General features: G+C 71.2%; 12 protein-coding genes and 1 tRNA gene. 10 read left to right on the top strand and 3 right to left on the bottom strand.

Annotation, left to right across the window (positions count from 1 at the left end; genetic code table 11):
* The first annotated feature begins 12 nt into the window (after positions 1 to 12).
* Genes OHT76_RS36710 through OHT76_RS36690 form a run of 5 tightly spaced genes read left to right on the top strand, consistent with a single transcriptional unit; the run spans position 13 to position 9772 of the window.
* Entirely contained in the window at positions 13 to 2022 is a 2010-nt protein-coding gene (locus tag OHT76_RS36710; RefSeq protein WP_328875177.1) for a hypothetical protein, read from the top strand.
* On the top strand, positions 2019 to 3221 hold the full coding sequence (locus tag OHT76_RS36705) for a contractile injection system tape measure protein (protein WP_328875176.1): 1203 nt from the start codon (positions 2019 to 2021) through the stop codon (positions 3219 to 3221). Before OHT76_RS36710 ends, OHT76_RS36705 begins: the two co-directional genes overlap by 4 nt.
* Positions 3218 to 4528, top strand: a complete 1311-nt coding sequence (locus OHT76_RS36700) for an ATP-binding protein (protein ID WP_328875175.1) — start codon at positions 3218 to 3220, stop codon at positions 4526 to 4528. The genes OHT76_RS36705 and OHT76_RS36700 overlap by 4 nt, the downstream gene beginning before the upstream one ends.
* A complete protein-coding gene (locus tag OHT76_RS36695; RefSeq protein WP_328875174.1) occupies positions 4525 to 9450 on the top strand; it encodes a phage tail protein in 4926 nt (1641 codons plus the stop codon). The genes OHT76_RS36700 and OHT76_RS36695 overlap by 4 nt, the downstream gene beginning before the upstream one ends.
* Before the next feature lie 25 nt (positions 9451 to 9475).
* Positions 9476 to 9772: a hypothetical protein gene (locus OHT76_RS36690; protein ID WP_328875173.1), complete on the top strand. Its 297-nt coding sequence runs from the start codon at positions 9476 to 9478 to the stop codon at positions 9770 to 9772.
* 57 nt (positions 9773 to 9829) lie between these two features.
* Here the strand turns inward: OHT76_RS36690 and OHT76_RS36685 are convergent.
* Positions 9830 to 9903 (bottom strand) — tRNA-Pro (locus OHT76_RS36685).
* A gap of 100 nt (positions 9904 to 10003) precedes the next feature.
* Here OHT76_RS36685 and OHT76_RS36680 point away from each other — a divergent pair.
* From OHT76_RS36680 to OHT76_RS36665, 4 genes are all read left to right on the top strand, one after another.
* The gene (locus OHT76_RS36680; protein ID WP_328875172.1) at positions 10004 to 10504 is read left to right on the top strand and encodes a DUF309 domain-containing protein; all 501 of its coding nucleotides are present in this window, start codon (positions 10004 to 10006) and stop codon (positions 10502 to 10504) included.
* Positions 10505 to 10649: 145 nt separating this feature from the next.
* On the top strand, positions 10650 to 11423 hold the full coding sequence (gene cobF / locus OHT76_RS36675; protein ID WP_328875171.1) for a precorrin-6A synthase (deacetylating): 774 nt from the start codon (positions 10650 to 10652) through the stop codon (positions 11421 to 11423).
* 58 nt (positions 11424 to 11481) lie between these two features.
* Entirely contained in the window at positions 11482 to 13560 is a 2079-nt protein-coding gene (locus tag OHT76_RS36670) for an MDR family MFS transporter (RefSeq protein ID WP_328875170.1), read from the top strand.
* Positions 13561 to 13603: 43 nt separating this feature from the next.
* Positions 13604 to 14014: a hypothetical protein gene (locus OHT76_RS36665; RefSeq protein ID WP_328875169.1), complete on the top strand. Its 411-nt coding sequence runs from the start codon at positions 13604 to 13606 to the stop codon at positions 14012 to 14014.
* 10 nt (positions 14015 to 14024) lie between these two features.
* On the opposite strand, the gene OHT76_RS36660 is transcribed toward OHT76_RS36665, so the two are convergent.
* On the bottom strand, positions 14025 to 14771 hold the full coding sequence (locus tag OHT76_RS36660; RefSeq protein ID WP_328875168.1) for a cobalt-precorrin-6A reductase: 747 nt from the start codon (positions 14769 to 14771) through the stop codon (positions 14025 to 14027).
* 128 nt (positions 14772 to 14899) lie between these two features.
* Here OHT76_RS36660 and OHT76_RS36655 point away from each other — a divergent pair, with 128 nt between their 5' ends.
* Positions 14900 to 15685 carry a TIGR01458 family HAD-type hydrolase gene (locus OHT76_RS36655; RefSeq protein ID WP_328875167.1) on the top strand — a complete coding sequence of 262 codons (786 nt, stop codon included), beginning with the start codon at positions 14900 to 14902 and terminating at the stop codon, positions 15683 to 15685.
* Here the strand turns inward: OHT76_RS36655 and OHT76_RS36650 are convergent.
* Entirely contained in the window at positions 15671 to 16444 is a 774-nt protein-coding gene (locus OHT76_RS36650) for a sulfite exporter TauE/SafE family protein (protein WP_328875166.1), read from the bottom strand. The two genes, OHT76_RS36655 and OHT76_RS36650, sit on opposite strands and share 15 nt — an antisense overlap.
* Positions 16445 to 16469 lie beyond the last annotated feature (25 nt).

Raw genomic sequence — 16469 nt, 5'->3', positions numbered from 1 at the left:
GGAGAGAATCGTATGACCGCGAACCAGTACCCGTTCTTCGAGAGCGGTCAGACCCTCACCGCCGCCGACCTCAACATGGTCCGGGAATTCCAGCACGCCCGGGACCGCCTGGTCGGGCGGATGACCGGCTTCGGGGTCAACTGCGGCCTCGGCGGCAGCGCCTCGGGCACCACGGTGACCGTCGAGCCGGGGCTGGCCGTGGACCAGCGGGGCGAACCGCTCGTGCTGCCCACCGCACGGCCGGTCACCTTCGATCCCGCGGCGGCGACATCGTCGTACGACTTCATCGACCCCGCTCCCGGCGGCTTCAGCGTCGTGCTGGAGGCGACGGACGTACCGGACGACGTCCCGGACTGCGGCGAGAACGACTGTGCCGGGCATGCGACGCTGCACACCGTCGACGTCGCGCTGCACGCCGTCGCCGGCCGGGTCACCGGTACCCGCATGGACTTCTCCGAGGACGAGCTGCTGACGGCCGAGCCGATCCGCCTGGCCCTGGACTCGACGCCGCTCAACTCCTACACGGCGCTGCGTGACAAGGTCACGGACCGGCTCACCAACGGCACCGAACCGCTTGTCGACGCCGCCCTGATCGCGAAGCTGAAGGCGACCTCCATCACGGCCGCGGACTCGCCCGGAGTCAAGGGCTACAAGAGCGGCTGGCTGAACATGGTGCTGTTCGCCACCCTCGACCTGCTCAGGGCCAGGGCCCTGCTGCGCCTCGGCTGCGACCGGACGACCACGCGCCCCGGCGTGGTGCTCGGCTGGGTCCACCAGGTCGGCGGCGTCTGGGAGTTCGAGTGCGCCTACCGGCATGCCTGGGAGCCGCCGAGGGGGCTGACCGAGGCGATCTACGGGGGGACGTGCGGTGACCCGACATCCCCGCTCCGGGACGAACTGGAGGCACTGCTCGCGGGCTTCGCACCACCGGATCCGCTGCCACAGGGCGAGGTCAAGCCCCCGGTGTTCTGCCCGAAAGGCTCGATCCTCGTCCGGGGCAAGTGCGTCAACATCTTCCTCCCTCCCGTGCGGCTCCCGGACAAGTGGGCCGACTCCTGGAAGCTCCACCCGCGCGATCCGATCTGGTATCCGCCCTTCGAGGAGAAGTGGAAGCAGCCGTGGAAGATCTACGAGACCGACGGCTGGGACTTCTTCGAGGACGGGGTCATCGGCGCCACCGACTATCTGGGGCGGCCGGCCGACACCGTCAAGGACGTGCTGAAGCAGTTCATCGAGGACAAGGGCGGCGTGGCGGACGTCCAGGTGGTCGACATCGGTGCCGTCGACACCCTGAAGGGCTATCTGCCGTCGGGCGGCTTCAGCCCGTCGGACACGATCGTGCTCACCAAGAACACAGCCGGGAAGGTCGTCGCGACCGGCCGCGTCCCCGCCGTGCGCAACACACGCGAAGTCGGCGCCCAGCTGCCCAAGGCAGTGGCCGCCGCCACCGACGCCAAGGCCGCCGCCACCGAACTGCGCGGCCTCACCGCGACGGTGGTGACCCGTATCGACACGGCCGAGGCGGACTTCTCCGGCCTCAAGCATGAATTCAGCACGCTCCGGGGCGATTTCCAGTCCTACAAGGGCGGAGCCTTCGACACCAGCGGCTACGGCGTCCGGATCGCCGCCGCCGAGGCGCAGTTGACGCACTTCCAGGAGGTCCAGCGCCGTATCTCCCTGGTCGAGGGCAAGGTGGACGTCCTGGCCAAGGTGCCCAGGGAGAAGGTCGTCGACCGGAATCTCGGCAAGGGCATCTCCGGTTTCGCCCAGGCCACCGTGGCCGCGATGCGGTCGCTGACGGATGTGCCCAACACCAACTTCCCTCGGTACACCGCCGAGGCCGAACGGGCCCGCGCCGAGCTGGATGCCGCGATCGAGGCAGCCGACCCCGAGCGCATCACCGAGGCCACGCTCGCCGTCCTGGGCAGCGTCCGCACGATGGTCAAGGCCTCCGGGGTCGCCGCGGAACACGGACGCGAACTCGACACACAGCTGCGGAACCTCGGCGGGCTGATCACATGACCGACATCGCGGTGGACACCGTACGCCTGCGCGGCCCGCATGCGCGGCGTCTGGCGGGCGTCGCCGCACGCGCGCTGCCCGCCGCCCTCGAACGCGCCCTGGCGGACGTCGGCGATGTTCAGGTGGACAACCTCGTGGTGCGGCTCGACGTGGACGTGACGGCCCACGACGACGAGACCCTCGCCGTGTTGTGGGCCGACGCCATCCGCGCCCAACTGACCGCCGTACGGCGGGAGTCCGCGCCGATCGTCCCTCGGCCGTCGGCCGGCGATCCGGCGGGCGGATGCGTGCCCGGGCCGCGGGATGTACTCGCCGCCGTGCACGCACTCTGCACGCCGGATGCGAAACCGGGCACCCCTATGCCCCGGGCCGTCCTGGATCTCGCCGACTCCGGGACGGCGCGAGCTGTCGCCGAAGAACTCGGCGCCGACGGGTGGGCGTCCCTGCTGCACAGACTCTCCCGCGCACTACGGCTGCCGGTGCCGGATCCGGCCCCGGCAACCGGCTGGGCAGCACCGGCTCAAGTCCCTGTACCCCGGCCTGCGCTCCCATCTGCCGCGCCCGAGGGGGCAGGCACGGAGCAGCGGTCGGCCGACGAGGCGGACTCCCTCCCGGCGAGAGCCCAACTCCCCTTCAGGCTGGGCGAAGTCCTCGACGTCCTCGCCGAACTGTCGCAGCTGGTGGACGAGTCGACGGCTGCCGTGGACACCGCGGCCATCACGCGCGGCGCTGGCCTGGTCCTGCTGTACCCATGGCTGGCCGAGCACTGCCGCCGGGCCGAGGACCTCCATCCGGGCCTGGACGCCCTGGCGGTCCGGGAAGCCGCCCTGGCCGCCCTCGTCGACCCGGACGATCCCGCCCTCGCGAACGACCCGCTCATCGGCCTGCTGGCCGGGCGCACCTCCCCCGAACCGGACGCGCCGCGGGTGCCGTTGCCCCGGCAGGCCGAGGTGGCCGAGTCGGCCGTACACGTGCTGGCCTCGTTCGCCGCCCTGCTGCCGGGGTTCGAGCGCTCCTCGCCCGCCTACGTCCGCGGCTCCTGGATCACCCGCCTCGGCGTTGTCGACCGCGATCGCGATCCCGTACTGCTCACCGCGGCCACCCGTCCACTCGACGTCGTGCTGACGCAACTGCCGTACCCCGTGGGCCTGATCAAGCTGCCGTGGTCGCCGCCGCTGACCGTGCGGTTCCGGCCATGACCGCGGTCCCCGCGCCCGTCGCCGAGCTGCGTGCCGCCCTGGAGATGCTCGACGCCCTGATCCAGGTACGGCTGGAGGAGCGCCGCGGCGGGCCCTGCGGGCGGCGGCTGAGCATCGACGACGACACAGAGGGGCTGCCCGACGTCCGGCGCTTCGCCGGTTTCGGCCCGCTCGCGGAGATCGTCACCGCCGCGGGCCTCTCGGCGGCCGAGGCCGTCGTCCTCACGGCAGCCGTCGCCCCCTGCGTCGACGAACGGTTCGATGCCCTCTACGGCATGCTCACCGACCGCCCCGGTGTCTCGGCGCTGACCGGGGAGGTGGCCCGGACGCTGGCCGCGCGCTCGTTCCGGGGCCGGCTGGACGCGGCGGTCATGCTGTCGGCGCAGGGGCGGCTGCAGACACACGGCCTGCTGTCGCTGGACCCGCCGGGCGACCTGTCGGGGGTGCTGCGGCCGGACCCGCAGGTGCTCGCCTGGCTCCTGGGGCAGCCGTCGAAGCCGGGCGTCGCGACGTCCGACTTCCCGGCCCGGCCGCTGACCACGGTGCACACCCTGGATGACGTCGTCCTGCCCACGACCGCCCGGGCCCGCATCGACGACTTGACGGAGCGGATCGCACACCGTGACGTCGTCGTGGAGCAATGGGGTTTCGGGGAGCACCACGACAACGCCGCGGGGCTGATCGCGCTCTTCCACGGCCCGCCCGGCACCGGCAAGACGATGACCGCGGCGACGATCGCCCGGACGGTCGGCCTGCCCGCCTACCTGGTGGATCTGTCGGCGCTGGTCTCGAAGTACATCGGGGAGACCGAGAAGTCGCTGGCCAAGGTGTTCGACCGGGCGGCCCGGGAGCGCTGCGTCCTCGTCTTCGACGAGGCCGACGCGGTCTTCGGCGCCCGCACGGAGATCGACGACGCCCACGACCGGTACGCCAACCAGGAGGTGTCCTACCTCCTGTCGCGTATCGAGCAGCATCCCGGGATCGTCATCCTGACGACCAATCTGATGGCCAATATCGACACGGCGTTCCAGCGCCGGATCCATGTGCTGGTGGAGTTTCCCGAACCGGGGCCGGGCGAGCGGGCACGGCTGTGGTCCACGGTCGCCCCCTCCCGGCTGCCGGTGGACGGGGGCGTCGACCTGAAGGCACTGGCGCAGCGCTATCCGCTGACCGGGGCGCAGATCCGCGAGGCGACCCTGGAGGCCGCCTATCTGGCAGCCGCCGACGGCCGTGTCGTCACCGGTGAGCACCTCCTGACCGGAATCCGCCGCCAGTACGAGAAGTCCGGAAGGTCGGTGCCGGCGTGAGTCGGGTCGCCGAGCGGGCACAGCCCGAGCGGACGGCTGCGGCGTCCTCGCCGGTCGTCGCCGAGGCGAACCCGTCCCTCACGAAGGTCCCGAGGCCCGAGGGCGAGGCGACCGTCGTGGATCTCGGACCGCTCGTCGCGGGCGGGCTGACGGCGCTTCACGCCGAGTGGGGTGTGGACGGCGGAGTGGTGGTACTCACGGGCACCACCCCGTTCGCGGACGTCACGGGCAGGGCGGGTTTCCGCTCCGACGGCTCTCTCGACGGCGTCGTGCGCATGCGGACCAGGGTGGGATTCCTGGGCCTCGATCTGGGCGAGTTGTCGTGGACGGTCGACGACTGGAGCCCCGAGGCGCCGCTGGCCATCCCCACGGTCACCTTGCGCGGCGGCACCCTCGCCGTGGACCTGGGGCCGCTGCCGCAGGGCGCGGCCTGGAAGGCCCCGGCCGGCATCGACGCCCCCCGCCGCGGCGACCGGGTCGTCGTCCACCTGCCGGGCGACGCCATGTCCCCGGGACTGCCCTTGAGCCCTCGCGTGGCGGAGGTCTACCGCGGTCTCGGACTCGATGTCTCGCGGCTGCGGGTGCATCCGGACACCCCGGTCGGCGGAGCTCCGGCCTTCGTCACCGACCAGAACCTGTTCCTCGCGCCGGGGATCCACGGGGTGGACAGCCCGGAGGCTCTGCGGGTCCTGGACGCCGCGGTCCGGGCGGCGTTGACCGGTCTGCTGGGCGCGGTCGGCGGGGAGCCCGCGCCGGTGGTGCTGCGCTCACCGGCCGGGACGAAGTCGCCTCCGGCAGAGACAACCGTCGTCCCGGCGAGCGTGCCGGAAGCGCCGACCGGACCCACGGAGCGGACCGGTGCGGAGAACGCGGAGACGGCCCCGCCGGAGACCGCTCCCGTCACGGAAGGCGGCGCGGCCAAAGCCGTACCGGAAGAACCCTCCGCCGAGGCCCCGACGCCTCCCCCCGTCCAGCTGATCATGCCGGAGCCGCCCACCGATCTGACTCCGGCAGCGGCGGCCCGGGGCAAGGCGGTCAAGGGTGGGGCGGGCGGAGCTGCACGGGCCGCCCGCGATCTGCCCTCCGCCGAGGCCACGGTCGCCGACTCCCGGGCGGCCGTCACCGAGCCGGCCGCCGAGACCGCCGCGCGGGCCCGTGAGGAGCTCGCCGCCGAGCTCGGCGCGCGGCCCGCACCGAGCCCGGAGATCGTCGAGCTGTGCGAACGCATCCGCACGGCGATCCGCTCGAACCGGCCCGAGGACGAGGACGAGCTCCTGGAGTCCGACCCGACGAAGGAGGCGCAGCAGGCCGGATCCACCATCACCGGCTCGGTCGAGGGCCAGGTCCAGCAGGTCGGCAGCAGCTACGACGCCATGGCCGCGCCGCCGCCCGGGACGCCCGCCCTGACACCGGATCCGCTCGACAAGCCGTCCCCCACCTCCCCGGGCATGGGCGTCGACGCCGGCTCGGCCGCCCCCGATCCGATCCCGCCCGAGCACACCACCCTCGACGCCGACGTCGCCGCGACCGATCAGAAGATCGCCGACTCCGGCATCGACACCCGGGTGACCCGGGAGATCCCGGACGGCCCGTTCGCCGCGGCGCGGGACGCCCGTGCGGGTCTCGGCGAGGCCGCCGAACGCACTCCGCAGCAGATCCAGGCCGAGCAGCAGCAAGCCATCGACTCGGCCCAGGCCGACATGGCCCAGCTCCAGCAGCAGGCCGTCGCGGCCCTGCGCGGCGCCCGGTCGGGGACCGTCAAGACGGTCGGCGGCGGCCAGAGCGCGGCCGTGGCCTCGGAGGAACGCACGCGAGAATCGGTCTCGCGCCGCGCGCAGCAGATCTACGACGACGCCCAGAAGCAGGTCGACGCGCTGCTGCAGCCGCTGACCCGAACGGCGATCGCGCGCTGGGAGGCGGGCCTGACCCGTCTGTCGCAGGAGTTCCACGATGCGCTCGCCCGGGTCAAGCGCTGGATCGACGAGCGGCACTCCGGCGTCGGCGGCACCCTCCTCGCGATCGGTGACTACATCAGCGGCCTGCCGGACTGGGTCACGGACGAGTACAACCGCGCCGAACGCACCTTCGGAGACGGCGTCTGCGAACTGCTGACGAACATCTCCAGCGATGTGAACGGGGTCATCGCGGCGGCGCAGGCCGTCGTCCAGCACGCCCGCACCGACATCGACGGCGTGTTCCAGGCGATGGAAGCGGAGTTCCCCGAGTGGGCGGCGCAGGAGCGGGCCCGGTTCGGCGGCATGCTGGACGGCCTGAACCGGCGGGTCAGCGAGGCGCAGAGCGGTTTCGTCCGCGATGTCTCCCAGCGTGCCGTCACGGCCGTCAACCAGGTGCACGCGGAGGCGCAGGCGCTGCGTGAGGAGGCCGGCGGGCTGATCGGGCGCGTGGTCGCGGCGATCGAGGAGTTCATCGACGACCCGGTCCGGGCCATCATCAACGGGCTGCTGCGGCTGGTCGGCATCCCGCCCGCCGCGTTCTGGGCCTTGGTCGCCAAGATCGAGCAGGTCATCTCGGACATCGCCGATGATCCGGAGAACTTCGTCAACAACCTCGTGGCAGGCGTCAAGCAGGGCTTCGAGCAGTTCTTCGACAACTTCGGCACCCACGTCCTGCAGGGCTTCTGGGACTGGTTGTTCTCGGGCCTCAAGACCCCCGTCCCCATGCCGCGCGATCTCTCCGCGAAGTCCCTGTTCACCTTCGCCCTGCAGCTCATGGGCATCACCTGGCCGCGGGTGCGGGAGATCCTCGTACGCCATATCGGTCCCACCGCGGTCGAGGTCGTCGAGACGGCCTGGCAGCTGGTCTCCGTACTGATCGAGAAAGGTCCTGAGGGGCTGGTCGAGCTCGTCAAGGAGCAGCTGACCCCGGAGAACATCGTCGGACTGATCCTGGAGGCGGCGGTCGACTACCTGGTCGAGACGCTGATCGAGCAGGTGGTCGTCCGGATCGTCGGGCTCCTCAACCCGGTGGGAGCCATCGCCCAGGCGATCGACCTGATCTACCAGGTGTGCGCATGGATCTTCCGCAACGCCGCCAGGATCTTCCGCTTCGTCGAGGCGATCGTCAACGGACTGGCCGACGTCGTGGCGGGCAACATCGCCGGCCTGGCCACATCCGTGGAGAAGGCGCTGGCCTCACTGATCCCCCCGGTCATCGACTTCCTCGCCGGCCTGCTCCACCTCGGCGAACTCCCGACCGAGGTGGCCGAGGTCATCACCCGCCTCCAAGAGGTGGTGTACGCCGCGATGGAGCGCATCGTGGGCTTCTTGGCAGCCAAAGCGATCGCGCTGCTCGAGCGGCTGGGTATCGGCGCCAAGGAGGACACCGAGGGCGGCGGAGACAACGAGCTCGGTACAACAGTGCGCTTCTCCGCCGCGCACGACAGCCACCGGCTCTTCTTCAAGGTCGCCGGCGACGACTCGGCGCTCATGGTCGCCTCGGCACCACAGCCGATCGAGAGCAAGATCGCCGAGTGGCGCGGCAGGCTCGACCAGCTCGACGAGGAACAGCGGGGTTCCACGGCCACGAAACTCGACGCCCTCGCGGCCGTTGCAGATGAAGCCAACGCCGAGGGCGACGTGCTCGCGCGAGAGTTCCTCGAGGCGAACCGCGATCCGAACGACTCCGTGAAACCGCCGAACGACAGCGCTCTGGAAGCGCGGGAACGCGCCGTGGCAGGCATGCTCCGCGAACTCTTCGAGATCTTCGACGAACGCGGCTCGGAGGAGACCTACCTCGCGGACATCGCCGCCAACCTGCCCGTGCACGGCAGGGCCAGGGCGGGCGATGTGACCGACCTGTGGGCACGGCGCTACTCGGGCCCCCCGCTCTACGTCCCGCTCAACGCCTCCGCGCCAGCCGCGGTGTGGAACCCGGCAGAACTGGCCGGGCCCACCATCGCCGCAGGCCAGGAATACCTGGGGCGACAGGACATCCAGCGCGAGCTCCTGCCCTACTTCACGACTGGCGGAAAGACCGATCGACGCGCCGGCACCGGAGCTTTCGGCGACTACGCCCTCGTCGAAACCGGGCAGAGCCATCCGGTCCGGCAGGGCTTCCTCACCACGCTCGGGGAGGCGTACCGGAGCGAGATGGCTTCCCGCCCGCCGCAGAACATCGACCCGGTCGACTCCAAGCTGTCCCAGACAGTCGCATCGGTCGAGTACAAGAGCGGCACGCGGCCCTATGGCGCGTTCGACCCTCTGCCGGGGCGCGGAGGCGAGCCCGACCAGGCCCTCGTCGAGCGCGCCCAGGACATCAGGTCGTTCCTCCTCGGGATGGCCCGAAACCGTTCCTTCAACGACTACAGCGCTGTCCGTCTCCAGTGGGCCTGGACCGACAAGCCCACGAAGGAATGGCTCAACCGGCACTTCCGCATCAAAGGCATGCACGAGTGGATTCCCACCAACCTCCTTCCGGAACTGCTGCGCGAGGCCTTCGACGCGAACCTCCATCCAGCCGCCCTCGCCCTCGCGGTCAAGTGGATCGAGTTCCAGTACGAACTACGCAGCGAGACCAATTACGTGCTGTGGCACTTCGACCCCGCGCCCGCCGGACACGTCGGTTCCTTCAGCACGGACGAACGGGGCAGGCACAGCGCGGGTACCGCCCTGTCAAAGGCGTTCCATGACTGGTTGCGGGTGCTCTACCGCCAGCACAGGAACGACGGGCCGTACGCCTTCGCGATCGCCGTGATGACCGACTTCGACAAGTGGGTCTGGAACGGAAACAAGGCGGGGATCCCCGCCGAGCATCTCGACGACCCGATCGGCGTCTGGTACCGCCTCCAAGGTGTCGGTCGGGTCGCCGACCTCACCTTCGCCGATCTCGCGGCAGTCCAGGGCGGTAACTATGTCGACATCATCCGGGACTTCGAAAGGGCACTCGACGTGGTCGGCTGGTGAGGCGATCGCGAGCGAAGGAGGAGAAGTGAACGACTCACCTGGCCCCGGCATGGCATGGCTCGCGGAGCGCACCGGCAAGGATCCCCGCGAGCTGACCGCCTCCCCGACAGCGGCGCTGAACACCCTGGCGCAAGCCGTCCGTGAGGCGGCCGACCTGGCCCGCCGGACGGTGTCCGACGACGCCGAGGTACGGAAGCAGGCCCGGGCCGACGCCGCCGGGCTGCGCCGGCAGTACGCCGCAGCGCCCAGCCCCGCCGAAGCCCTCGGCACCCGGCTCGCCGCACACCTGCGCACCGCGGCCGAAGAACTCCGCCGCCCTTGACCCACGGAACGCACTCAGCGGGCCTGCCGTTTCCGGCAGACCCGCTGGTGAACACCGTCGGGACGACAGGATTTGAACCTGCGACCCCTTGACCCCCAGTCAAGTGCGCTACCAAGCTGCGCCACGTCCCGGTGCGCTCACACACGGTGAGATGTGTGATCGCGCGAACAGAACTTTACCCCACGCCGGGGGCGGCTTCGAAGGGGGCACCGGGCGCGGGACAATCGGCGTATGGGCAGCACATCGTCGAAGGCACGGGACAGGGACGGCGAAGGGCGGGCGCGCAACGCGCGGCCCCGGGACGGGCTCGGGCGGCCGCTGCCGTACGGCGCGGACGGCGTGGCCCGCCAGCCCGAGGGTGTCGTCCGCACGCCGGAGCAGACCGTCGCCGAGGCGCAGGAGCTGCTGGACGCGGGGCGGCCCTTCCACGCGCACGAGGTCTTCGAGGACGCCTGGAAGTCGGGGCCGGAGGAGGAGAGCGGGCTGTGGCGGGGGCTGGCCCAGCTCGCCGTGGGGCTCACCCACGCCGCTCGCGGGAACGTCACCGGCGGCGCCCGCCTGCTCCGGCGTGGGGCCGGTGCGGTGGAGGAGTGGGCGAGGGGCTCCGGGCTGCAGCGGCCGTACGGGATGGATCTGGCGGGGGTGACCGCCTGGGCGCGGCGGCTGGCGGAGACCGTGGAGAGCGGCTCGGCGGTGATCGACGCCGCGGAGTCCGCGCCGCGGCTGCGTTAAGGGGGGCCGTGTCGGCGTCGCTGGGCTGGGCCCGGCGTTGGCATCTGCGCTGATATACGCCCTTTCTGGCAGCCGACCCGTCCGCCGGACGGGCCCTGGCGCAGGCGGTGTCGGCGCTGTCCGTGGGGTGCGGCAGACTCGGGGCGTGCGAAAGATTCATGTCATCGGTATCGGCGCGGGCGACCCCGACCAGCTGACCCTGCAGGCGGTCAGGGCGCTGCGGAGCACGGACGTGTTCTTCGTCCTGGACAAGGGCGAGGTGAAGTCGGACCTCACGCAGCTGCGCCGGGACATGCTCGACGCACATGTGCCGGAGGGGACGTACCGCGTCGTCGAGGCGCGCGACCCGGAGCGGGACCGCTCGGCGGGCGGCTCCGCCTACTCCCCCGCCGTCGGCGACTGGCGCAGCGCCCGCGCCGGCATCTACGAGCGGATGATCAGCGAGGAGCTCGGGGAGGACGAGACCGGCGCGTTCCTGGTCTGGGGCGATCCGGCGCTGTACGACAGCACGCTGGGGATCCTGGAGGAGGTGCTCCACAAGGGGGCCGTGGCCTTCGAGTACGACGTCATCCCCGGCATCAGCAGCGTCTCCGCGCTCGTCGCCCGCCATCGGACCGGGCTCAACCGGGTCGCCCGGCCCGTGCAGATCACCACCGGGCGGCGGCTCGCCGAGGGGTTCCCCGAGGGCGTGGACGACGTGGTGGTGATGCTCGACGCGCACCAGACCTTCCGGCAGTACGCCGACCAGGACATCGACATCTACTGGGGCGCCTACATAGGCACCCCGGACGAGATCCTCGCCTCGGGACCGATCGCCGAGGCCGCGCCCCGTATCGAGCGGCTGCGCGCGGAGGCCCGGGAGCGCAAGGGCTGGATCATGGACACGTATCTGCTGCGGCGCAACCCGAAGAGCACCTGAGGCACCCGGGCGGACCGCCCCGCGTGCGCGGGCGGGGCTCCGATGTGATCGTGACGTCGTGACAGTCGCCGAGGAAGCCGCGCGGCCGCCCGCCGCCGAACCCCCCGTGCTGGACGCACGCCGCCGCAACATCGTCTTCGTGACGATCATGCTCGGCATGCTGCTGGCCGCCCTGGACCAGACGATCGTCGGCACCGCCCTGCCGACGATCGTGTCGGACCTCGGCGGCGCCGAGCACATGTCGTGGGTGGTGACGTCGTACCTGCTCGCCGAGACCGTCGCGACGGTGCTGGTCGGCAAGTTCGGCGACATGTTCGGCCGCAAGGTGGTCTTCCAGGTCTCGGCGATCATCTTCATCACGGGCTCGTTCCTGTGCGGCCTCGCCGACAATATGACGCTGCTGATCCTGTGGCGGGCGATGCAGGGCATCGGCGCGGGCGGGCTCATGGTCACGTCGATGGCGCTGATCGCCGATGTGATCCCGCTGCGCGAGCGCGGCAAGTACCAGGGCGCGATCGGCGCCGTGTTCGGGGTCGCCACGGTCATCGGGCCGCTGCTGGGCGGCCTGTTCACCGACCACCTCTCGTGGCGCTGGGCGTTCTACATCAACGTCCCCATCGCGATCGTCGTCGTCTTCGCCGCCGCCCGCACCATCCCCGTGGTCAAGTCAGCCGCCCGGCCCATCATCGACTACCTCGGCATCGCCTTCGTCGCGATCGGCGCCAGCGCGCTGATCCTCGCGACGAGCTGGGGCGGCAACGAGTACGCATGGGGTTCGGGCGTCATCATCGGCCTGTTCGTCGGCGGACTGATCGCGCTCGGACTGTTCTGCTGGGTGGAGACCCGCGCGCCCGAACCGATGCTGCCCATGCGGCTGTTCCGCAACCCGGTCTTCACGGTCTGCTCGATCCTCAGCTTCATCGTCGGCTTCGCCATGCTCGGCGCGATGACCTTTCTGCCGACCTATCTCCAGTACGTCGACGGCGACTCGGCCACGGTCTCCGGCGTACGGACGCTGCCGATGGTGATCGGTCTGCTCATCGCGTCGATCTTCAGCGGCAATGTGGTCAGCAAGACCGGCAAGTACCGCCTGTTCCCGATCATCGGCTCCCTGGTGATGGCCCTCGGCCTGTATCTGATGTCCCTGATGGGGCCGTCGACGGGGACCTGGCTGGAGTCGCTGTACATGTTCGTGCTCGGCACCGGCATCGGCCTGGGCATGCAGGTGCTGACGATCGCGGTGCAGAACACCGTCGAGTACGCCGATCTCGGCACCGCCACCTCGGGCGTCACCTTCTTCCGCACGCTGGGCAGTTCCTTCGGTACGGCCGTCTTCGGCACCATCTACACCAACAGCCTCGCGCCCAACCTTCGGGAGGGAATCGCCGCGGCCTCCGCCGTCCCCGGAGCCGATCCGGCGACCGTCGCCCAGGCGGCGACCAGCCCGGAGGGCGTGCACGAGCTGCCCTCCAACGTGGCCGCCCCGATCATCGACGCCTACGCGGACACGATCCAGACCGTGTTCCTGTGGACGGTGCCGGTCGCGGCCCTCGGCTTCGTCGTCGCGCTCTTCCTCAAGCAGGTCGAACTGCGCGACAGCGCCCGGATGGGGTCGACGGACATGGGAGAGGGGTTCGCGCAGCCGCGCTCCGCGGACTCGCAAGCGGTGCTCGAAGCGTCCGTCGCGAAGATCATCGGCAGTACCGACCTGGACACCGCACGCCGGCTGGTGCGGGCCTCCGACACCCGCCTCGACGTGGCCGGCGCCTGGGCGGTGATGCAGGTGGAGCTGCTCACCCGGGTGGTCGGGCATGCCAGCCTCGGGCTGATCGCCGCCCGCCGCCATATGCCGCCGGAAGTGCTGCTGCCGGTCTTCGACCGGATGGTCGACGAGGGGTATCTGACCCGCGACGGCTCGCTGCTCACGCACACCCAGGCGGGCGCCCGCGAGGCCGAGGTCATCAGCCGTTCCTGGGCTACCTGGCTCGAGGAACGGGTGGAACAGGACATCGGCCGCCCCTCGGGCACGGCCCTGCGCGCCGCCGTGGACACGATCGCCAAGCGGCTGCTGGTGGAGGACCTCAGCAACGGCCTGCCGGCCCGCCTCAAGGAACCGGCGACGGCCACCGCCCGCTGAAAGCCGATTGCTCCGCGGCGCCGGTCACCGTCATGATCGAGCCATGTCTCCCGCACCGGTCCGCTTCCACGATCCGGGCACGACCACCCACCCGTTCCGCGCCTCGGTGCTGGTCCGCTGTCCACGCTGCGACCGGATCGCCCACTTCTCCAAGCCGGGCAGGGTGATCTGCCGGTCCTGCGGGCTGTGCGGCCCCGCCGCCCAGTGCACCTGGCCGACGCTGTGGCTCCGGACGGAGACCCGGCACGGTGTGCTGTGGGCGTACAACCTCGAACACCTGGATCTGATCCGCCGGTTCGTCGCGGCGGACCTGCGGGAGCGGGATCCCTGGTACGAGCACGGCCGGAAGATGACCCTCGTCGGCAGACTCCCCGCCTGGATCAAGAGCGCCAAGAACCGTACCGAGGTGCTGCGCCGCATCGACCGGATGCGGGCCTCGGTCATCGAGGGCTGAGGCCGAGCCGTCATCGAGGGCTGAGGCCCAGCCGCTCCAGTACGCCGGCCACATCCGGCACCGCCACCACGTCCTCGGGCAGCGGAGGCCGCCGTACGACCACCACGGGCAACGCGAGATGGCGCGCGGCCGTGAGTTTCGCCGCCGTGGCCTCTCCGCCGCTGTCCTTGGTCACCAGGACGTCGACGCAGTGACCGGAGAGCAGGGCGGTCTCGTCGGCCACCGTGAACGGGCCGCGTGCCAGCAGGACTTCGGTGCGCGGCGGGAGCGGCGGCTCGGGCGGCTCCACGGACCGTACGACGAAGTGCAGATCCGTCAGATGGGCGAAGGCGGCGAGGCCCAGGCGCCCCGTGGTCAGGAAGACCCGGCGGCCCAGGCTCGGGAGCAGGTCGGCGGCCGCGTCCAGGGAGGGGACCGAGTGCCAGCGGTCCTCGGGTCCGGGCCGCCAGCCGGGGCGGCGCAGCACGACCGCCGGGACGCCGGTCGTCGCGGCGGCGCGGGCCGCGTTTGCCGTGATCGACGCGGCGAAGGGGTGGGTGGCGTCGACGAGGGCGTCCACGCGCTCCTCGCGGAGCCAGTTCGCGAGCCCCTCCACACCGCCGAACCCCCCGATGCGCACGTCCCCGGTGACGGTGCCGGGCCGTTTGACGCGGCCCGCGAGCGAGGTGGTGACGCGGATGCCGGGCAGCGCGGTGAGCGCGGCGGCGAGTTCACGGGCCTCGGTGGTGCCTCCGAGGATCAGGACGTGCGGGGACATGGGGTGAGCCTACGGCCGTCCGGGCGGGCTGCGGTGGCCGGGGATGTCGGCCGCTCAGGAGGCGGGTGGGGCCGTGTCGCGGGGGTCGGGATCGCGCCCCGAGGCGGCCCGGTCGCTATCGTCCGGGCATGGAATCCGTGCGTGGCGTGCTCATCGACATCGACGGTGTACTCACCGTCTCCTGGCAGCCGCTCCCCGGTGCGGTCGAGGCGTTGCGGGAGATCCGCGAGGCCGGGCTCGGGGTCGCGCTGGTCACCAACACGACCTCGCGGACGCGGGCGTCGATCGCCGGGGTGCTGGCGGACGCGGGGTTCGCGGTGTCGGCGGAGGACATCCTGACCGCGCCTTCGGTTACGGCGGCCCATCTCGCCGAGCACTTTCCCGGGGCGCGGTGTGCGCTGCTGAACAGTGGGGACGTGGCGGAGGATCTGGAAGGCGTCGACCTTGTCGACGAGGCTCCTGATGTCGTGATCGTCGGGGGCGCCGGGGAGGAGTTCGGGTACGCGGCGCTGAACCGGGCCTTCGGGTATCTCCAGCGCGGGGCGCGGCTGATCGCCATGCACCGGAATCTGTACTGGCGTACCGAGGACGGGCTGCAGCTCGACTCCGGGGCCTTCCTGGTCGGTCTTGAGCGGGCCGCGCGTACCGAGGCCGAGGTGACGGGGAAGCCGTCGGCCGCGTTCTTCGAGGCGGCGCTGGCCCGGCTCGGCGTCGGCGCGGACCAGGCGCTGATGGTCGGGGACGACGTGGAGTCGGACGTACTGGCGGCGCAGCGGGCCGGGGTCACCGGGGTGCTGGTCAGGACCGGCAAGTTCCTCCCGGAGACCCTGCGCGAGGCGAGCGGCCGTCCCGACCATGTGATCGACTCCTTCGCCGATCTGCCGGCGCTGCTGCGCGGCTCAGGGCAGCAGTAGCTGGACGCCGCCCACCACGGTCGCCGCGATGACGAGCTGCTCGAACAGCCGCTGGTTGATCCGGTTCACAGCCCATTTGCCGATCAACGCACCCGGCACGACAAACGCCACGAGCGCCGCGTCAAGGAGCAGCGAGCGGCCGTCGATCAGGCCGAGGCCGACGCTGAACGGCACCTTCGAGACATTGACGATCAGGAAGAAGAAGGCCGAAGTGCCCAGGAAGCCGAGCTTCCGGAAGCCCGCCGCGAGCAGATACATCGACATCACCGGGCCACCGGCGTTGGCGACCATGGTGGTGAACCCCCCGAGGACGCCGTAGGAACGGGCCTGGATCCGGCCACCGCGGGTCACCACCGCGTCCGGATCCCGCTCGGCGTCGGCGGCCCGGCGCCGCCACACCGTCACGGCGGCCATCAGCAGCAGGATCGCGCCGATCGACGTCCGGACGATGCCGTCGTCGGCCCACATCAGGAACACGGTGCCCGCGACCACACCGCCCGCGACGGCGGGGAACAGCCGCCACAGCGTGGGCCAGTGGGCGTGCCGCCGGTAGGTGAGCACGGCGAGCACATCCCCGGCGATCAGCACCGGAAGCAGCACACCCGTCGAGGCTCGGGCGGGCAGCACCGCGGCGAAGACCGCCAGACTGACCGTATTGGCCCCGCTCACAGCGGTCTTCGAAAATCCGACGAGCAGCGCCGCGAAGGCGAGCGCGGCGAACTCCCAGCCGGTGATGTGCCACAACGTCATCGTGTCCATGCGGAGACCGATGGTATGCACATTC

Source organism: Streptomyces sp. NBC_00287 (genome assembly GCF_036173105.1).
GTDB lineage: Bacteria > Actinomycetota > Actinomycetes > Streptomycetales > Streptomycetaceae > Streptomyces.
This window is presented reverse-complemented; position numbering and strand designations above follow the sequence as displayed.